At 72.3% G+C, this 17452-nt stretch carries 16 protein-coding genes and 4 tRNA genes; 16 read left to right on the top strand and 4 right to left on the bottom strand.

The window, feature by feature from the left end:
- From Q7W29_11895 to Q7W29_11910, 4 genes are all read left to right on the top strand, one after another.
- A partial coding sequence (locus tag Q7W29_11895) for a 4Fe-4S binding protein (protein MDO9172522.1) occupies positions 1 to 455 on the top strand: 455 nt, incomplete at its 5' end.
- Positions 452 to 2425 carry a hypothetical protein gene (locus Q7W29_11900; protein ID MDO9172523.1) on the top strand — a complete coding sequence of 658 codons (1974 nt, stop codon included), beginning with the start codon at positions 452 to 454 and terminating at the stop codon, positions 2423 to 2425. The genes Q7W29_11895 and Q7W29_11900, both read left to right, overlap by 4 nt.
- A gap of 11 nt (positions 2426 to 2436) precedes the next feature.
- On the top strand, positions 2437 to 2706 hold the full coding sequence (locus tag Q7W29_11905) for a glutaredoxin family protein (GenBank protein ID MDO9172524.1): 270 nt from the start codon (positions 2437 to 2439) through the stop codon (positions 2704 to 2706).
- A 104-nt stretch (positions 2707 to 2810) separates the two neighbouring features.
- Complete coding sequence (locus tag Q7W29_11910) at positions 2811 to 3881, top strand: hypothetical protein (protein ID MDO9172525.1); 1071 nt, start codon at positions 2811 to 2813, stop codon at positions 3879 to 3881.
- 81 nt (positions 3882 to 3962) lie between these two features.
- Here Q7W29_11910 and Q7W29_11915 read toward each other — a convergent pair whose 3' ends face one another.
- Together Q7W29_11915 and Q7W29_11920 are read right to left on the bottom strand one after the other, a co-directional pair.
- Complete coding sequence (locus Q7W29_11915) at positions 3963 to 5438, bottom strand: tetratricopeptide repeat protein (protein MDO9172526.1); 1476 nt, start codon at positions 5436 to 5438, stop codon at positions 3963 to 3965.
- Positions 5435 to 8083: a SpoIIE family protein phosphatase gene (locus Q7W29_11920; protein MDO9172527.1), complete on the bottom strand. Its 2649-nt coding sequence runs from the start codon at positions 8081 to 8083 to the stop codon at positions 5435 to 5437. Before Q7W29_11920 ends, Q7W29_11915 begins: the two co-directional genes overlap by 4 nt.
- 92 nt (positions 8084 to 8175) lie before the next feature.
- Here Q7W29_11920 and Q7W29_11925 point away from each other — a divergent pair, with 92 nt between their 5' ends.
- Both Q7W29_11925 and Q7W29_11930 read left to right on the top strand, forming a co-directional pair.
- Positions 8176 to 8586, top strand: coding sequence for a hypothetical protein (locus Q7W29_11925; GenBank protein MDO9172528.1), 411 nt, complete (start codon positions 8176 to 8178; stop codon positions 8584 to 8586).
- A complete protein-coding gene (locus Q7W29_11930; protein MDO9172529.1) occupies positions 8583 to 9398 on the top strand; it encodes an inositol monophosphatase in 816 nt (271 codons plus the stop codon). The genes Q7W29_11925 and Q7W29_11930 overlap by 4 nt, the downstream gene beginning before the upstream one ends.
- A 21-nt stretch (positions 9399 to 9419) precedes the next feature.
- Here Q7W29_11930 and Q7W29_11935 read toward each other — a convergent pair whose 3' ends face one another.
- Together Q7W29_11935 and Q7W29_11940 are read right to left on the bottom strand one after the other, a co-directional pair.
- Positions 9420 to 10700 carry a CHAT domain-containing protein gene (locus tag Q7W29_11935; protein MDO9172530.1) on the bottom strand — a complete coding sequence of 427 codons (1281 nt, stop codon included), beginning with the start codon at positions 10698 to 10700 and terminating at the stop codon, positions 9420 to 9422.
- Positions 10701 to 10923: 223 nt separating this feature from the next.
- Positions 10924 to 11010 (bottom strand) — tRNA-Leu (locus tag Q7W29_11940).
- Between the two features lie 191 nt (positions 11011 to 11201).
- Between Q7W29_11940 and smpB the strand changes: the two genes are divergently transcribed.
- The 10 genes from smpB to Q7W29_11990 all read left to right on the top strand — a co-directional run.
- Positions 11202 to 11672 (top strand): SsrA-binding protein SmpB, encoded by a 471-nt coding sequence (smpB, locus tag Q7W29_11945; GenBank protein MDO9172531.1) that lies wholly within the window; start codon positions 11202 to 11204, stop codon positions 11670 to 11672.
- Between the two features lie 3 nt (positions 11673 to 11675).
- On the top strand, positions 11676 to 13220 hold the full coding sequence (locus Q7W29_11950) for an N-acetylmuramoyl-L-alanine amidase (GenBank protein MDO9172532.1): 1545 nt from the start codon (positions 11676 to 11678) through the stop codon (positions 13218 to 13220).
- The gene (locus Q7W29_11955; GenBank protein ID MDO9172533.1) at positions 13217 to 13822 is read left to right on the top strand and encodes a GerMN domain-containing protein; all 606 of its coding nucleotides are present in this window, start codon (positions 13217 to 13219) and stop codon (positions 13820 to 13822) included. The genes Q7W29_11950 and Q7W29_11955 overlap by 4 nt, the downstream gene beginning before the upstream one ends.
- 14 nt (positions 13823 to 13836) lie before the next feature.
- On the top strand, positions 13837 to 14682 hold the full coding sequence (gene murI, locus Q7W29_11960) for a glutamate racemase (GenBank protein MDO9172534.1): 846 nt from the start codon (positions 13837 to 13839) through the stop codon (positions 14680 to 14682).
- Entirely contained in the window at positions 14679 to 15392 is a 714-nt protein-coding gene (rph, locus tag Q7W29_11965; protein MDO9172535.1) for a ribonuclease PH, read from the top strand. Before murI ends, rph begins: the two co-directional genes overlap by 4 nt.
- 4 nt (positions 15393 to 15396) lie before the next feature.
- Positions 15397 to 16413, top strand: coding sequence for a non-canonical purine NTP pyrophosphatase (locus Q7W29_11970; GenBank protein ID MDO9172536.1), 1017 nt, complete (start codon positions 15397 to 15399; stop codon positions 16411 to 16413).
- Between the two features lie 178 nt (positions 16414 to 16591).
- Positions 16592 to 16668, top strand: a tRNA-Pro gene (locus tag Q7W29_11975).
- An 89-nt stretch (positions 16669 to 16757) separates the two neighbouring features.
- Positions 16758 to 16834, top strand: a tRNA-Arg gene (locus Q7W29_11980).
- Between the two features lie 19 nt (positions 16835 to 16853).
- Positions 16854 to 16929: transfer RNA gene (locus Q7W29_11985), tRNA-His, on the top strand.
- Positions 16930 to 17077: 148 nt separating this feature from the next.
- Positions 17078 to 17452: single-stranded DNA-binding protein (locus Q7W29_11990; GenBank protein MDO9172537.1), on the top strand; the 375-nt coding region annotated here is incomplete at its 3' end.

Below are 17452 nucleotides of genomic sequence, written 5' to 3' on the forward strand. Positions count from 1 at the left end.
CCCGGCTGGCGACGCCCGCCGGCGCGGCGCCCTACGCCGCGGCCGCCGTGCGCGCGCCGCTGAAGAGCACCGGCCGCAAGCTGGACCTGTTCGACTGCACGAGCTGCCACCTCTGCGTCACGGTCTGCCCGAACGACGCGATGATCCGCTTGGCCCGCCCCGCGGAGCACGAGGAGCGCCTGGCCAAGCGCTGGCAGTACCTCTGCCTGGCCGACCTGTGCAACGACTGCGGCAACTGCGAGACCTTTTGCCCCGACGACGGAGCGCCCCACCGGTCGAAGCCGCGCCTGCACCTGGCCGGGCGGGGAGCCGCGGCCGCCGATTCCGATTATCGTGTCGCACGCGCCGGCGGCGTCTGGACGGCGGACGGCGCGCGCGAGGCCGCGCTGGTCGCCGCCCTGCTGCGCGACCTGCCCCTGCCGGCCGCGGACCCGGAACCCGAGGAAGAGCCATGACCGCCAGCCGACCCCTGTTCACGCCGTTCCACCGCGCCGAGGAGACGATCCGGATCACGCCCGCGCTCGCCCGCGACGGCGGCCTGCTCACCTGGGCCCGCGACTTCCAGCTCGGCACCGCGGGGTACCGCGATCTGCTGGACCCGGGCGACCTGCACAACACCGAAGTCCCGTTCAACAGCCTGAACGTGGCGGTCATGCTGGCCGCCCGCGCCCAGCTGGCGCTCGAGGAGGGCCTGGTCCACCTGCACGTGGGCGGGGAGGTGCGCCCCCACACGCAGGAGTTCATCGACCTGGCGGCCCGCCTCTACGCCGCCTGCGGGATCTGCGTCCACCTGCGACCGGAAGGCTGCCGCACCACGCCGATCTGGCTGTCGTCCTTCGGGGTGAATTACGAGGAGTTGGACGGGGGCGAGAACTTCACCGCCTCGCACAGCCAGAGCTACAAGGGCGGCTGGAAGCCCATGGACGAGTCGGGCATGCAGCTGCTGGAGATGGCGGGCCGCATCGCCGACCGCGTGCGCCTGCTGGCCGAACGGGCGGCCGAGGAGGGTCTCGAGATCCCGCTCGCGGCCGCGGACGACCCGCTGATCGTGCGCGACTTCGACCCCGTCGCCGCCTACGCGGACTCGCTGCGGGCCATCGTGCCCGCGGACATGCTGGACGGGATCGCGGCGGCCGCCGCGCGCGGCTTCCGCACGGCGATCTGCACCGAGGGCGGCAGCATGGGCGCCGCCGCGCGCCGCGTCTTCGCCGAACTGGGCGTGGGCGTCGACGGGGACGGGCCCGTCTTCTTCACCCACGAGGCTGAGTCGAGCGACTACCACGGCATCGGGATCCTGGACGGCGTGAACCACGGCGTCGATCCCGGCAAGTGGCAGGTCTATAAGCACGTCGGCGCGCAGGACCTGCTGCGGGAGCGGCGCGCCGACCTGGTGTTCATCTGGGATCCCGACGGCGACCGTTTCAACATGGTCACCGCGGCTCCCGCCGCGCTGGCCGACAAGGCCCGCGCGGCCGGGCTCGAAGTCGACCCGCTCGACGACGCGCGCGTGCTGGTCTTCTTCAAGCCCAACCAGATCTACTTCATGCTCGCCGCGGCGCGCCTCGAGGCGCTGCACGCCGCCGGCACCCTCGGCGACGACGACTGGATCGTGGCGACCAGCTGGCCGACCAGCCGCAGCATCGGCGAGCTGGCCGGGGCCTTCGACCGCCTGCACGGCACCCGCCTGCACACCTTCCGCGTGCCGGTCGGCTTCAAGCACTTCGGGAGCCTGGTCGCGGACCTGGAGGACCAGGTGCTCGGGTCCGATCCCGACGACCCCGGCCTGACCACCCGCGCCGTGGACGCGACCGGGACCGAGTCGGTGTTCGGCCCGCGCCCCCGCCTGCTGATCATGGCCGAGGAGAGCGGCGGCGCCGCGCTGGGACCCGACGACTGGATGCTGTCGCGCGACGAGGAGCGCGCGACCCTGGCGATCAAGGAGAAGGACGGCCTGCAGATCGGGCTCGTCGCGCTGGGCCTCGGGGCGCGCCTGTTCGCCGAGGGGAGCAGCTTCGCCGCCTTCTACCTGGACCGCCTCGACGCCTACGGCATCGTGCACCGCTTCTACGAGCGGCGCGACATCACCCTGTTCGACGAGTCGCTGCGCGGCGCGGCCCGCGAGCAGGCCCGCGCCGAGGGCAACCGGCGCAAGGCGGCCGTCGTGGCCTTCTTCGCCGCGCTGGAGGGGCTCGCGCCGGCGGCGGTGGCCGCCGCTCTGCGCGACCGCCTGCCGGCGGGCTGCGGCCTGCCGCCGGTCGCGCGCTGTTTCCGCGCCGGCGACGGCACGCTGATCGAGTTCGAGGGCTGCTGGTTCGAGCTGCGGGCCAGCGGCACCGACGCCGTGCTGCGCTACTATTTCGAGGGCGGCGACGCGGCGCGCGTCGGCGAGCTGAACGCGGCCCTGATCGGCCTGGACCTGGACTGAAGGGGGTTGCCGTGGGCGGGAAGGGCTACGAAACGTTGACGGTCTACAGCGCCACCTGGTGTCCCGACTGCCGCGTCGCCAAGCGGTTCCTGGACGAGCACGGCGTGGTCTACGACACGGTGGAGATCGACCACGACGAGGACGCCGCCCGCCTGCTGGAGGCGAAGACCGGCAAGCGGGGGATCCCGTACTTCGTCCTGGACGGGGAACGCTGGGTTCGCGCCTACGTCCCGCGCCAGGGGTTCGACCGCGAGGGCATGGCCGCCCTGCTCGGGCTGTAGCCGCGCGCGGGGGGTGGCAGTCCCGCGCGGCCCGTGCTAGCATGCCGGCGCCGGGCGATCGCCCGCCCGGCCCACGCGACTCACCGCCGGCAAGAGGAGGATCCATGCGCGGCACGAAGAACGTCCTCGTGGTGGGGACCGGGACCATCGGCGAGCCCCTGATCGGGTTGCTGAGCCACTTCAAGGATCAGCTGGGCATCGACGACGTGCTCTTCCACAAGAACACGCCGCTGGTCACCGACCGCAGCAAGGTCAAGGACCTGATCCGGCGCGGTGCGCGCATCGTCTCCAACCAGGAACACGTCGCGGGCTTCAAGGACATCGGCATCCAGGTCGACACGACGCTCGAGGATGCGCTGGAAGCCGCTCGGGTCGTCATCGACTGCACGCCGATGGGCAACGACATGAAGGAGAAGTGGTACCGCTCCTACGAGGGCTCGACCGAGCTGTTCGTCGCCCAAGGCAGCGAGTTCGGCTTCGGCAAGCAGTACGCGCGCGGGATCAACGACGAGGTGCTCGACCACGCGACGGACAAGTACCTGCAGGTGGTCAGCTGCAACACCCACAACCTGTCGCTGATCATCAAGATGCTCGGGCTCGGCGACGAGGGCCCCGACAACCTGGTGCAGGGGCGGTTCGTCTGCATCCGCCGCGCCAACGACATCAGCCAGGACGGCAAGTTCGTGCCGAGCCCCGAGATCGGCTCGCACGGCGACGCCGCCTTCGGCACCCACCACGCCCGCGACGCCTGGCACCTGTTCAACACCATGGGCTACGACCTGAAGCTGTTCTCCTCGGCCCTCAAGCTCAACACCAACCTGATGCACACCCTGCAGTTCCACCTGACGGTGCGCAAGCCCGTGACCCACGCCGAACTGATGCAGCGGTGCGAGGCCAACGACCGCGTGGCGATGACCCACAAGAAGACGGCCAACTCGATCTTCTCGTTCGGGCGCGACCACGGCTTCTACGGCCGCATCCTCAACCAGACCGTGATCCCCTACAACGGGATCCACGTCTCGCAGGACGGCCGCGAGATCACCGGCTTCTGCTTCACCCCCCAGGACGGCAACAGCCTGCTGAGCTCGGTCGCCGCCACCGTCTGGGCGCTGTACCCGGACACCTACGACAAGATCATCCAGTGCCTGCGGCCCTACTTCTTCGACGAGGTGTAGCCGCCGGCTTCACGGCGGCCCCCAAGAACACGGCGCCCGGTCGCGAGACCGGGCGCCGTCGTCCGCGGTGCGGCCAGCGACCTAGTCGGCGGGCGCCGGCGCGAGGCGCGCCATCAGGTCGCGGTAGGTCTGCTGGGCCGGCAGCTTGGCGTCGGCGCGGGCCAGCAGGGGCTGCACCTTCTTCAGGGCCTGGTCGGCGAGGCCGGATTCGCCCAGTTCCAGGGCGGCCTGCGCCAGCAGCAGCAGCGGCCGGATGCGCGCCGGGTTGGTCTCGAGGATCCGCTTCGCGTTCTCCATGGCCGGTCCCGGCCGCCCGGCGGCGAGGTAGCTCTCGCCCTGCCGCCACAGGGACCACCAGCGCTCGTGCGCGGGGCGGGCGCGGCTGGAGTCGAGCATCAGCTGCCACTCGTCGATCGCCTTCTCGTGGTCGCCGGCCTGGGTCGCCAGCATGGCCCGCGACTGGTGCTCCGTGCTGTCGATCTGGTCGCGGTAGGCCTTGAAGGCGAAGTCGTCGCTGCGGCGGGCCTCGGCGAAGAAGCCGGCGGCGACGGCTTCCGCCTCGGCGCGGCGGCCCTCCATGGCCAGCTGGATCGCCCGGTAGAATCCGGCCAGGAAGGCGTCCGGGTACTTCGACTGGTAGGCGGCCATGGCGCGCAGCGCCTCGTCGTAGAGCTCGTGCGTGTAGTACATGCGGATGAGCATCTCGTCGAGCTCGCGCTCCTGCGGCAGGCCGGCCAGCGCGGCGCGGATGCTCTCGAGGATCTCTTCGCCCCGGGCGATCATGCCCTGCTCGAGGTAGAGTTCTCCCAGATTGATCTGCGAGTAGTAGAAGTCCTCCTGGACGTCGAGGGCGGTCTTGAACTCGCGCTCGGCCTCCGCGTAGTCGCCCTTCCAGCTCAGCACTTCCCCCAGCGAGTCGTGGGGGTTGGCCAGGCCGGGCGCCAGGAAGGCGTACTTGCGCAGGTGGGTGACGGCCTGCTTGTAGTCGCCGCGTGCCGCAGCGAGGTAGCCGAGCATGTTGTAGGCCGGGGCGTGGTTGGGCTCGATGGCCAGGATCTGCTCGTAGACGCGCTGGCACTCGTCCTGGCTGCCCGACTGGTAGAGGATGGCCGCCTTGACCGACAGGGCCATGAGGTCCGTGGGCTGCTCGGCGAGCACGTAGTCGAGCAGGGAATCGCGCGCCTGGTCCCCGGGCTTCTTGTAGCCGAGCAGCAGCAGCGCGAGCTTCGCGCGCTCCAGCGCGTTGGGCAGGCGGGCGGCGAGGCTGTCGGCGGCGGCGGCCTCGCGCAGGCTGCCGTCCTTGTCGCCGAAGCGCAGCGCGATCTGCGACAGCAGGGCGTGGGCCGCCGCGAACCCCGGGTCCAGGGCCACCGCGCGCCGCAGCGAGGAATCCGCCTTCGCGAACTGGAACGCGTTCAACTGGGAGTAGCCCTGGTCGAACAGCTCGTAGGCCTCCGCCGAGCGCGTGGTGTACTGGCGCTCCGGTCCGCCCAGGAACAGCAGGGCGAGGGCGACGAGCGCCAGGGCGGCCAGGCCCATCAGAACCGGTTTCTTCATGACTCGTACTCCGCTCGGGTGAGGGGGGCCGGCCCCCGCTGTGCGTACGCAGCGTCGTCCGCCGGGTTGCCCGCGGCGGCGTGAAGGGCCTTCAGGACCAGCAGGGTCACGTCGTCGTCCGCCTGGTCGCGCCCGCTGAAGGCGCGCAATTCGGCGTTCATGACCGCCAGCAGGTCGTCGGCGCCGAGGCCGTGGTGTTCGGACAGCAGGCGCTCCACGCGCGCGGTGCCGAACTCCTCGTCGGCGTGGTCGACGGTCTCGGTCAGGCCGTCGGTGTACAGGAAGAGCATGTCGCCGGGATTGAAGTCGAGGGTCTCCTCCTCGTAGGAACCGAAATCGAAGGCGCCCAGGGGCAGGCCGCCCTTCTCCAGCTGGATCAGGGACCCGTCGGCCCGGCGCAGGATCGGCGCGTTGTGGCCGCCCGAGCTGTAGCGCACCTGCCGGCGCACGGGGTCCACGAAGGCCAGGAACAGCGTGGCGAAGTGGGTCGGGTCGGTGCTCGCGTACAGGTAGAGGTTGACCCGTCCGAGGATCTCGCCTGGGGAATCGCTGATGGCGCAGTGGGCGCGCAGCGAGGCCTGGAGGCTCGAGGCCAGCAGGCTGGCGGGGATGCCCTTGCCGCTGACGTCGCTGATGATGACCACGAGCTGGCCGTCGTCCCGCTCGATCAGGTCGTAGTAGTCGCCGCTGACCTCGGCGCTGTTGAGGTTGCAGGCGGCCAGGTCCAGACCGTCGACCGCGGGCAGGCGTTCGGGCAGCAGCCGGCTCTGGATCGAGCGCGCCAGGGTCAGCTGCTCCTCCAGCTTCTGCTTCTTCAGCTCCTCCTCGTAGAGGCGGCTGTTCTCGATCTGCAGCGCCATCTGCCCGGCCACCAGCGTGAGCAGCTCGAGGTCCTGCAGCTGGTAGTCGTCGCCGCCGTGCTTGGGCGGCAGGGCGAAGAGGCCGACCAGGCGGCCGCGCACCAGCATCGGCACCAGCAGCGCGATCCCCAGCCGCGCCAGCTCGTCGCGCTCCTGCAGGCGCAGCAGCAGCTCGGCCTGCTCGCGCGTGGCGGCCGTGCGGACGTCCAGGCGGGTCTGGCTGCGCTCGATCCAGTAGGGCTCGTTGAACTGCGCGAGGCGCAGGGACGTGGCCGCGAGCGCGAGCTCGCCGGGGCACGATTCGCAGCCGTCCGTCCCGTCGTGGGGCCCGGCGGCGGCGGGGTGCCCCACGACCCCGGCCAGCTGCCAGGATTCGCCGGCGGGGTCGGGCCGGTAGACCGCGAGCCGCGGCAGGTCGACCAGCTGGCACAGCCGGCCGCCGATGCGCGTGATCAGGGCGTCCTGCTGGATGATCTGGGGGATCTCCAGGCCGAACTCCTGCAGGGCGCCCGCCAGGTTGCCGCGGCTGCGGAAGAAGCGCCGGTCCAGCTGCCCCTGCAGGTGGGCGCGGGCGGGCCACAGCGAGGCCGCCGCGGCCAGCGTCGCGGCGACGGTGGCGATCTGGCTCGCCTGGCCGCTCAGGCGCAGCAGCAGGGCGCCGAGCCCCAGCACGAACCCCAGGTAGAGCAGGAACAGGCCGCCGGTCAGCAGGGAGTAGACGAGGCTGCGCTTCAGCAGCACCTCGATCTGCATCACGCGGTAGCGGGCGATGCAGTAGCTGAACGACAGCGGCACCGCGATCATCGGCACTGTGCCGATGAAGGCGAGCGTGTCGCCGACGCGGTCGCCGGGCAGCACGGTGAAGATCAGGAAGGGCAGGATGCCGGCCAGCGTGCCGACGGTCAGGATGCGGATGCGCCGGCGCTGCAGGGGGTCGCGGAACTGGTAGTAGCTGTGCAGCAGGGCGACGGCGCCGGCCGAGAAGAACGTGCCCAGCACCAGCCAGCGCGTGTTGTAGATGCGGGGCGCGTGGGAGCCGAAGAACTGGTCCATGGTGAACTGCAGGTAGAAGACCAGGGGCAGCACGTAGAGCAGGGGCTCCAGCCAGGGCCGTCGCGTGACCACGATCTTCTTGTCCGGGAACACCAGGAAGAAGTGCAGGAACAGCGCCGGGAGCAGGAAGCGCGCCAGCGCGCCGGCGTTGCGGGAGATGATGTCGCCCCAGAAGTAGCTCGAGCGGTTCAGGTCGGTCATGAAGAACACCGCGAACAGCAGGCACATCCGGAAGAACAGCCGCGCGGCCTGGGACTCCCGCCCGCGCAGGTAGATCATCAGGCCGATCACCCAGTAGGCCAGGGAGAGGAAGCCGTAGTACGGGTAGAAGCGATCGGCGGTGCGGAAGGCGCCGAGCTGGACCGGGATGCGCAGGGATTCCCCGCCGCGCATGATGAAGTAGGGCACGACCGAGCCCACCTTCTGGCGGCTCAGCAGCTGGGCGGCTTCCTGGGGCGAATGGACGAAGGTGGAGCCGATGCCGAGGATCTCGTCGCCCGGCTGCAGCAGGTTGACCCCGCCGTCGTCGCGGGGCGGCACCTCCAGCACGGTGACCGTCGAGCGGCCCAGCAGCCAGACCGTGCCGTCGTTGGGGCGGATCTTCCCGGCGTCCAGGGCGGAGAACAGGCAGAGGCCGAACGTGGCGAGCGCCCCGAGCAGGTGGGCCCAGTGGCCGACGACGCCGGTGCGGGGCGTCGCGGGAAACTGGAAGCTGGACTCTTCCGTCGCCATCGTTATCCTGGTCCTTCGGCGGGGTGACGCCTCGTCGACGTGCACAATATCATAGAGAACGGCGGGTGGCTGCAATTGTTGCGGAGGCGGCCGTGGACGGCGACCTGGTGACGGGACCCCTGCCCTGGACCTGCGAGCGGGGGGAGGGCCGCCTGGCCGTCCGCCTGGAGCTGCTGGACAGGGGCCGCGACCTGCTGCTCCTGATCGGCGGCGGGGCCGTCCACGTCGGCGCCGTCGCCGTCGCTTCGACGGCCGGCGGCACTGCCGGCGAGCCCTGCGACGAGCTGGCGGTCGTGCCCGGGCACAAGGAGGGCCCGCTCGCGCGGGAGGGCGCCCGGCGGCTGGCCGCCGCCTCGGGCCGCACCTGCGTCGCGGTCGCCGGCATCCACCAGGACCGCGCGACGGCGGCCGAGATCGCCGCGATCGTGGGGCACGCCCGCGACGCGCTGCAAACCCTGGCCGACGCCCTCGCGCGCCGGCGGCTAGAGGAAGGACGGCCATGACCCGCGACCTGCCGGCGATCGAAACCACGCTGCTGGGCTGGACGGACGAGATCGGCGCCATCGCCGCCGGCCTGTTCCGCCGCACGGGGGAGCTGCGCTTCAAGCACGGTCAGGAGGCGATCACCGAGGCCGACCACCGCATCGAACGGCTGCTGGTCGAGCGGATCCGCGCGGCGTTCCCGGGCGACGCCGTCCACGGCGAGGAGTTCGGCGATTCGGGGGGCGGCGTCGCGGCCGCCGGCGGCCGCACCTGGTACCTCGACCCGATCGACGGGACGCTGAACTTCTCGCTCGGCCTGCCGGACTTCTGCACGTCGGTGGCCCTGATGGAGGGCGACGAGATCCTGGCCGCGCTGGTCTACCAGCCGCTGCACGGCGAGCGCTTCACCGCCGTGCGCGGCGGCGGCGCGCGGCTCAACGGCAAGCCCATCCGGGTGAGCGACCGCGCCCCGCTGGGCGCCGCGATCCTCAGCCTGCAACTGCAGAAGCGCGGGCGCTTCGTGCAGAGCGCGCCGCTGCTGCAGCAGGTCCTGCTCGGATCGATGAAGGTCCGCCGCTTGGGCACCATCGCCCTGGAGATGGCCTACCTGGCCGACGGCCGCTACGACGGCCTGCTGGCGGGCCGCGGCCAGCCGCAGGAGCTCTACGACGTGGCGGCGGGCATCCTGCTGGTGGAGGAGGCCGGGGGCGTGGTCACCGACCACCGCGGCCGGCCCTACGTGCCGGGTTCGACCGACCTGATCGGCAGCAACGGCGCGATCCACGACGAGCTGATCGCGCTCATCCGGACGCACGACACCACCGAGAGCTGAGCGCGGTCGGGAACCGGCCGGCTACAGGTACTGCAGGGCCAGCGCGCCGCTGCCGAGCATCCCGTAACTGAGCCAGGAGGGGTCGTCCGCGCCGCTGCGGTCGCGGCAGGCGAGCGACGCCGTGCGCAGCGCGCTCGCCACGGTCGCGCCGCCGGCCAGGGCGCGGTAGAAGTCGCCGGCGAAGGCGCGGGCCCGGGGCTGCGACACCGCCAGGTGCGGTCCCACCACGGCCGACGCGCCCGACATCAGGAACCGCGGGCCGAAGGCGGTCAGGCCGAGGTAGCTGTTGGAGAAGACCAGCGGCGGCGTGGCGGCGTGACGCGCCAGATCCTCGGGCGCGACGGGGCCGTCCTCGAGCTGCCAGCGCGCCGGTTCCGTCGTCGCGCCGTTGCCGGCGCCTCCCGACCAAGGGTGCGACCGGCCCTGCTCGGCCCGCTCGGAGATCCGGTCCAGCAGGGCGGTCACCGGGTCGACGCCGACCGGCTCCAGCTCCCGCTCCTCCTCCGCCGACAGCATGAGATCGCGGGCCAGCGCTTCCCAGCCGGACAGCTGCACGGTCGCCGCCTGCACCTGCGGCGCGGACGTCGCGCCGCTGAAGTGGAAGCCCTGATAGCGGCGGCCGGAACGGGCCAGGCGACCCGGGGTCATCGCGCCCGCCGGCGATTCGAGCCAGGCCAGGCGCTGGCCGTCGCCGAGCTGGGCCAGGGCTTCGTCGAGCATGGCGCGCTCGAGCCGGGCCTGCATCGTGCCCTCGCCGCGGCCGTGGCCGTCGAGGAACAGGACCCCGGGATCGGCGCAGTCCTGCGGCCGGAAACGCCGCACGACCTCGCCCAGCCGCGACGGCCCCTGCGTCTGCTCCGCCTGGACCTGGTCCTCCCAGCGGCGCGACCAGGCGCCGCGCCGGGCGGACTTGACGGAGCTGCGCCGGTCGGCGCAGACGGGCGCCAGTTCCAGGACGAAGCGGATGCCGTTGTGCAGGCAGGACCAGGGCAGCACGAGATCGTCGGTCGCCACGACCAGGTGGTAGCCGATCGGGCTCTCGGCGACCGCGCCGGCCAGCGCGGGGGAGGCGGCGCCCACGTCGGCGCGATCGGGTGCGAAGGCCGCCGGATTGCCGGTCTGCGCGGCCCGGAACAGCAGCTGCCCCAACTCCGTGACCGCGGCGTGGACCGCGGGGCTGCCGAGCCCCTCGGTCTGCTGGAGGCGCACCAGCCGGTCCCTCTGGACGTGCGCGCGGTCGAGCAGCCCCCGCCTGGTGGCTGCATCCTGGCCGCGGGTCAGATCGATATCCAGCCACTGCACGGCAGACTCCTCCGCTTGATCCCGGAATCAGGCCCTGTCCCGCCTAGATGCAAGGGACGGACCGGGGGGCGGGGGTGTCGACAGACCCCTCGCTCCTGCTTCCGATATCGGCAGCCGCCGCCGATCATTGATCAAAGAAAAAGGCGCCTGGCGGCGCCTCATCCCGGTCTTGGGCGGTCCCGTGACCGCTTCCGACGCTTCAGCTGTCGATACCGACGGTGCGTGGTGCCCGAGGGGAGACTCGAACTCCCACGAGGAATCCCTCACTACGACCTGAACGTAGCGCGTCTACCAATTCCGCCACCCGGGCTCCACCGTCGTACGCAGGAGCGTTGGGCGAACCGCCCGGTGCTCCGCGAGCCGCAAATCTAGAAGACGCCCCCGGACCTGTCAACCCCGCAGACGACAAAATACGGCGGGAAAATGCGGATTGTGCCGATCGGGCGCAGATGTTAGCTTCACGTCCCCGGCGCCCGCGATCCCATCCGGTCAGGAGTGACGATGCCCGCGACCCGCGCCGAAGGCGGCGTGAAGATCATCGCCAAGAACCGCAAAGCCTTCCACGAGTTCGAGATCCTCGATAGGTGGGAGGCCGGGATCGTGTTGCAGGGCACCGAGGTCAAATCCCTGCGCGCCGGCAAGTGCAACCTCGGGGACGCCTATGCCGAGATCCGCGACGGCGAGGCCTGGCTCGTGAAGGTCCACATCGGCCCCTACGACCAGGGCAACCGCGCGAACCACGACCCCTTCCGTCGCCGCAAGCTGTTGCTGACCAGGCGCGAGATCCGCAAATTGCGGCCGCGACTGGAGGAGAAGGGGCTGACGCTGGTGCCGCTGAGCATGTACTTCAAGCACGGCCTGGTGAAGGTCGAATTCGGGCTCGGCCGGGGCAAGAAGCTGCACGACAAGCGCCACGCCACCGCCAAACGCGACTCCGACCTGCGCATCCGGCGCGAGATGGGACGGCACTGAGCCGTGAACGCCGACCGGACATGCCCGTATCCGCCGAGGACGGCGTGGCTCGCCCTGGCCCTGATGACGGCGGCGGCCCTCGTCGTCGCGCCCGGCGCGCGCGGCGGTCCCTTCCCCGCGGCCGATCCCGATGGTCCGGTCCTGCGCGTCCAGGTCGTCTACCCCGGCGACCGCGCCCCGGCCTCGATCGAGGCGCGCCGGCTCGCCTCGGGCATGGGGGAGCCGTTCGTCAGCTCGGCCGACGCGGCGCTGATCTTCCGCGCCGCGCGCTTCTGGGATCCGGATCGCCTTCAACTGACGATGCGCGCCGGCGGTCGCAGCGCCGTGGTGACGGTGAACAGCCGCCACGTCCAGCGCGCCGGCGGGAACATCCTGCTCGCGCTGGCGCCTGTCCACGTCGACGGCGACGTGTGGCTCCCGTTGGAGTTCCTGACCGCCGTGCTCGCGCCGGCGGCGGGCGATGACGTGGACTGGGACCCCGTGCTGCAGACGCTGACGGTGGGCGGCCGGCGGGCCGATTTGCTGACGCTGACCCTCGCGTCGTCGACCGACGCCACGACCCTCACCCTCGGCTGCGCCAAGGCCGTGGCCTGGCGTCTCGAGCGGACCGCGCCGGACACGCTGGCCCTGACGCTGGACGACGCGAGCGCGGCGCCGACGTTGCTGGGCGCGATGGCCACCGAAGGCCTGGTCGCCGGCGGTCTGCTCGCGCAGCAGCCCGGCGGCGTGCGCATCGTGGTGGCGCTGGCCGCGAGCGCCGGCGGCTGGAACGTCGAGACTGCCGACGACGGGCGCGAGATCCGTCTCGCCCTTCAGGCGCGCGAGGGCGGCGCCCCGGAGGAGCCCGCGCCGGCGATCGTGGCGCCCGGCGCCGCCGCTTCCGCGCCGTCGCGCGACGTGCGCGTCGTGGTGGTGGACCCGGGCCACGGCGGCTCGGACCGGGGCGCGGTCGGCGACAGCGGCACCCCGGAGAAGGACCTCATGCTGGATCTGGCCCAGGACGTCCGCCAGCAGCTGCGCCGCCTGGACTTCGACGTGGTGCTGACCCGCGACGACGACCGCGACCTGGAGCCGGAGCAGCGCGCCGAGACCGCGAACCGGTCCGACGGCGACGTCTTCATCTCCCTGCATGCCGACAGCTGGTTCGGCGCGGAGGCGTCGGGGGTCACGACCTTCGCCGTCGCGGCCGACGACACGCCGCTGCCGGATCTGGCGGACGGCTTCACGCCCTGGCACCTCGCGCAGCGACGGCACGCCGTCGCCAGCGGCGAGCTGGCGGCGCTGGTGCAGCCGCGTCTGGTCGCCGCGTCGGGATCGCCCGATCGCGGGATCGTGCGGCTCGACGCCCGCATCCTGCAGGGGATCGACATGCCCGCGGTCATGATCGAGGTCGGCTTCCTGACCGACCCCGGCCAGGAACGCCAGCTGCTCGACGGCGGGCGGCGCCGCGAGCTGGCCGCCGCGATCGCCGCGGCCGTGGACGCGTTCCGCGGCAATGAGGTCCGCGAGGCGCCCCGACCGGCGTCGCGGTGGGGGGAGCCGTGGTGAACCCGCGCGCACGCCGACGCCTGCCGCTCGAGGGGGGCCGCCGCCTGTGGTGGGGGCTGGCCCTGCTGGTCTTCGTGGCGGCGATGGCGGGGGGAGTCTCGGCCCTCTGGCTGAGCCGCAGCCCTGGGCACAGCCCGGTGGCGGCGCCGCCGGAGTCGGCCCCCGAGTCGCTCGTCGCCGGCTCGCGCGGCGTCGTGCTCTACTTCCCGGACGACGACGGGATCGGCATGGTCACCGAGGAGTTGCTGCTGCCCAGCCGCGACCGCTTGGACGAGGACGTGCTGTCGGTGATGTCGGCGCTGCAGCGGGGGCCCCGCGCCGCGCGCACCGCCGCGGCCTTGCCCGCGGGCTCCCGGCCGCTGGGCGTGTTCCTGGACCGCGCCTCCGGCCACGTGGTCGTGGACTGGAGCCGCGAGCTCATCACCGGCCAGCCGGGAGGCAGCGCCGCCGAACTGGCGACGCTGACGTCGATCCTGCGCACGCTGTCCTGGAACTTCCCCGAGCTCGCGACCTGCACGTTGCTGGTCGAGGGCGCCCCGGTCTCGACCCTGGCCGGCCACCTCGACGCCGATCGCCCCTTCATCCTGAAGCGCTGGCGCTGACCCGAAAGGACGACGTGGGACCCATCGGCGTCTTCGATTCCGGCATGGGTGGGCTGACCGTGCTGCGGGAGCTGCGCCGGCGCCTGCCGGCCGAGGACTTCCTCTACTTCGGCGACACGGCCCGCGTGCCCTACGGCACCAAGGGCGAGCGCACGGTGCGCGCCTTCGCGCGGCAGGACGCGTCGTTCCTGGTCAGCCACGGGGCCAAGCTCGTGGTCGTGGCCTGCAACACCGCCTCGGCGTTCGCCATCGACGACCTGCAGCGCACGCTGCCGGTGCCGGTGCTCGGGGTCATCGATCCCGGCGTGGCGACGGCGCTGGCGCGCACGCGCGGCGGCCGCATCGGCGTGATCGCCACGCGCGGCACCGTGGAGAGCGGCCGCTACCAGCAGCAGCTCTCGGCGCAGGTCGGGCCGGAGCGGGTGCTCGCCCGCGCCTGCCCGCTGTTCGTGCCCCTGGCCGAGGAGGGGATGGTCGACCACCCGATCACGCGACTGGTGGCCTGGGAGTACCTCGCCCCGCTGCGCGACGCGGAGGTCGACACGCTGATCCTCGGCTGCACTCACTACCCGTTGCTGAAGCGGATCATCTCCGAGTTCATGGGCCCGCAGACCGTGCTGGTGGACTCGGCCGAGGCGCTGGCCGAGGCGGCGTCGCGGACGCTGGTCGAAGCCGGTCTGCAGCGGGACGCCGGCGGCCCGCCCGGCCGGATGGAATTCTACCTCAGCGACATCCCCTGGATGTTCCAGGAGACGGGCGCCCGTTTCCTCGGGCACCCCATCGACTCGGTCCAGACGGTGAACGTGAACGAAGCCGACTGGGACGGGCACCTCGATCTCGCCGGAAAGGACGCCCCGTGACCGCACGCGCCAACGACCGCAAGCCGATCCAGCTGCGCCCCGTCCAGATGACCCGCGACTACCTGCCGCACGCGGAAGGGTCGGTGCTGATCGAGATGGGCAACACGCGGGTGATCTGCACCGCGTCGCTCAGCCACGGCGTGCCGGGCTGGCTGCGGGGGACGGGACAGGGCTGGGTCACCGCCGAGTACGGCATGCTGCCGCGCGCCACCTCGGAGCGCACCCGCCGCGAGGCCACCAACGCCTCGGGGCAGGGCGGCCGCACCATGGAGATCCAGCGCCTGATCGGACGCAGCCTGCGCTCGGTCACCGACCTGAAGGCCATGGGCGAGATCACCGTCACGATCGACTGCGACGTCATCCAGGCCGACGGCGGCACGCGCTGCGCGTCGATCAACGGCGCCTCGGTGGCCCTCTACGACGCGATGAAGCGCCTGAACCTGCGCCGCCACCCGATGAGCGGCCTGGTCGGCGCCGTCAGCCTGGGCCTGCTCGACGGCGAGGTCCTGGTCGACCTGGATTACGCGGAGGATTCCCGCGCCTCGACCGACATGAACATCGTCATGGCCGAGGGCGGCGGGCTCATCGAGGTGCAGGGGACGGCCGAGGGGCGCCCCTTCGTGCGCGCGGACCTCGACCGCATGCTGGACCTGGCCGCCGGCGGCATCGCGCGGCTGATCGAGCTGCAGCGCAAGGTCCTGGAGGCCTGAGGCGATGAACGTCGAACGGCGCGTCCTGGTGCTCGCGAGCCGCAACCCCGACAAGGTGCGCGAGATGCGCGAGCTTTGCGCGGACGGCCCCTGGGAGGTCCGTTCGGCGACCGACTACCCGGGCCTGCCGGAGGTCGTCGAGGACGGCACGACGATCCTGGGCAACGCCACGCGCAAGGCCCTGGTCGCGGCCGCGTTCACCGGCGAAATCGCCGTGGCCGACGACACGAGCCTGCGCGTCCGCGCCCTGAACGACCTGCCGGACGTGTTCGCCGCGCGCTTCGCCGGCCCCGGGGCGACCTACGCGGACAACTGCCGGCTGCTGGCCTCGCTGATGGGCGCGGTGCCCGACGGGTGCCGGCACGCCGCGTTCCAGACCGCGGCCGTCTGGGTGGACCCCCGTCCCGGCGCCGTGGACCCCGCGGGGGCGCAGGCCGCGGCGGCCGTGCGCTGGGTGCACGACCCGTTCCGCCTCGCGGTCCACCTCGCGGATCCCGGCGATGCCGACGCCTACTGGGACAGCCTGTCCGACCACCGCGCGGTGTGGGCGTCCTACCGCGCCGTGATGGGCGCCCCGGGCGTGGCGCCGGGCGCCGACCAGCCGCGGCTGGCGTCCGTGTTCGCGGGCCTCTGCGACGACGCGCGGCGCGAGGCCGGCGGCCCGGCCGCGCCGGGAGCGCTGCGCCTGCCCGATGTGCGGATCTGGACGGCGACCGGGCCCGACGACGCGGCGGTCCCGACCCGCATCAGCCCCGACGGCCTGCCGGCGGACGCCCCCGGCCGCGCCGCGTGCGCGCCGGTCTGGCTGGAACTGTCGTCGCACGGCCGCCTGCACGGGACGATCGCGGCCTCGCCCGCCGGCCGGGCCGGGTTCGGGTACGATCCGGTGTTCCGGCCCGACGGTCTGGACCGGACCCTCGCGGAGATGGAGTCCGGGGAGAAGAACGCGATCAGCCACCGGGGCCGCGCGCTGCGGCGGCTGCTCGACGCCGCGCGGAAGGTCTACGGGCCGGCGGCGTGAACCGGGATTGACACCCCGGTGCGGCGCCCGCGGCGCGCCGCCGACCGCAACCCCCTGCCCGGGGTGCGGATGGAACCGGCGGCGTCGCGGGCAGGACAGGGAGCGGGGCTTGCAGCGCGTCCGGTCGGAAGTGCCGGCCGGGGAGGCGGAACCGGACGCGAATGCGGGGTGGAATGGACGGGGCGTGGCGCAGCCCGGTAGCGCAACTGCTTAGGGAGCAGAGGGTCGCCGGTTCGAATCCGGCCGCCCCGACCACCGAACTCCGGTGCCTGTCTTGACACTCCAGGACGCTTGGACCATTATGTCCGTCCGTGCCTCGACGAGAGCGCGGGCGCACGACACTGGCGCCTGTAGCTCAGTTGGATAGAGCACCGGACTTCTAATCCGGCGGTCGCAGGTTCGAGTCCTGCCAGGCGCGCCAGCGTTGCGGATCTCGGGTGGTGGATGTAGCTCAATTGGCGGAGCCCCTGGTTGTGGTCCAGGTGGTCGTGGGTTCGAATCCCATCATCCACCCCACCCCCTTTCCCCATCGCGGCGCGAGGTCCGCCGACCCGCAGCAGGCGGCCCCGGACGGGGCCGTTCGCGTCGGCGGGCGATCGGTCGCCCCGGTCTGCGAACGGGTTGAAGACTGCGGCCCTGGGGCCGCGCCGACAGGAGGGAACGCATGGCCAGTGTGAACAAGGCGATCATCGTCGGGAACCTCGGCCGGGATCCGGAGATCCGCTACACGCAGAACAACACCCCGGTCGCGACGTTCAGCATCGCGACGACCGACCAGTGGAGCGACCGCAACGGCGAGAAGCAGGAGCGCACCGAGTGGCACCGCATCGTCGCCTGGGGCCGCCTGGCCGAGATCTGCTCGCAGTACCTGCAGAAGGGCAAGCAGGTCTACGTCGAGGGCCGGCTGCAGACCCGCGAGTGGGAGGACAAGGACGGCAACAAGCGCTACACGACCGAGATCGTGGCGCAGACGATGCAGATGCTCGGCCGTCCCGGCGACGGCCCGGCCCGCGATCCCGACGCCGCGCCGCGCCCGCCG

It is taken from the genome of bacterium (genome assembly GCA_030654305.1).
Lineage (GTDB): Bacteria > Krumholzibacteriota > Krumholzibacteriia > LZORAL124-64-63 > LZORAL124-64-63 > PNOJ01.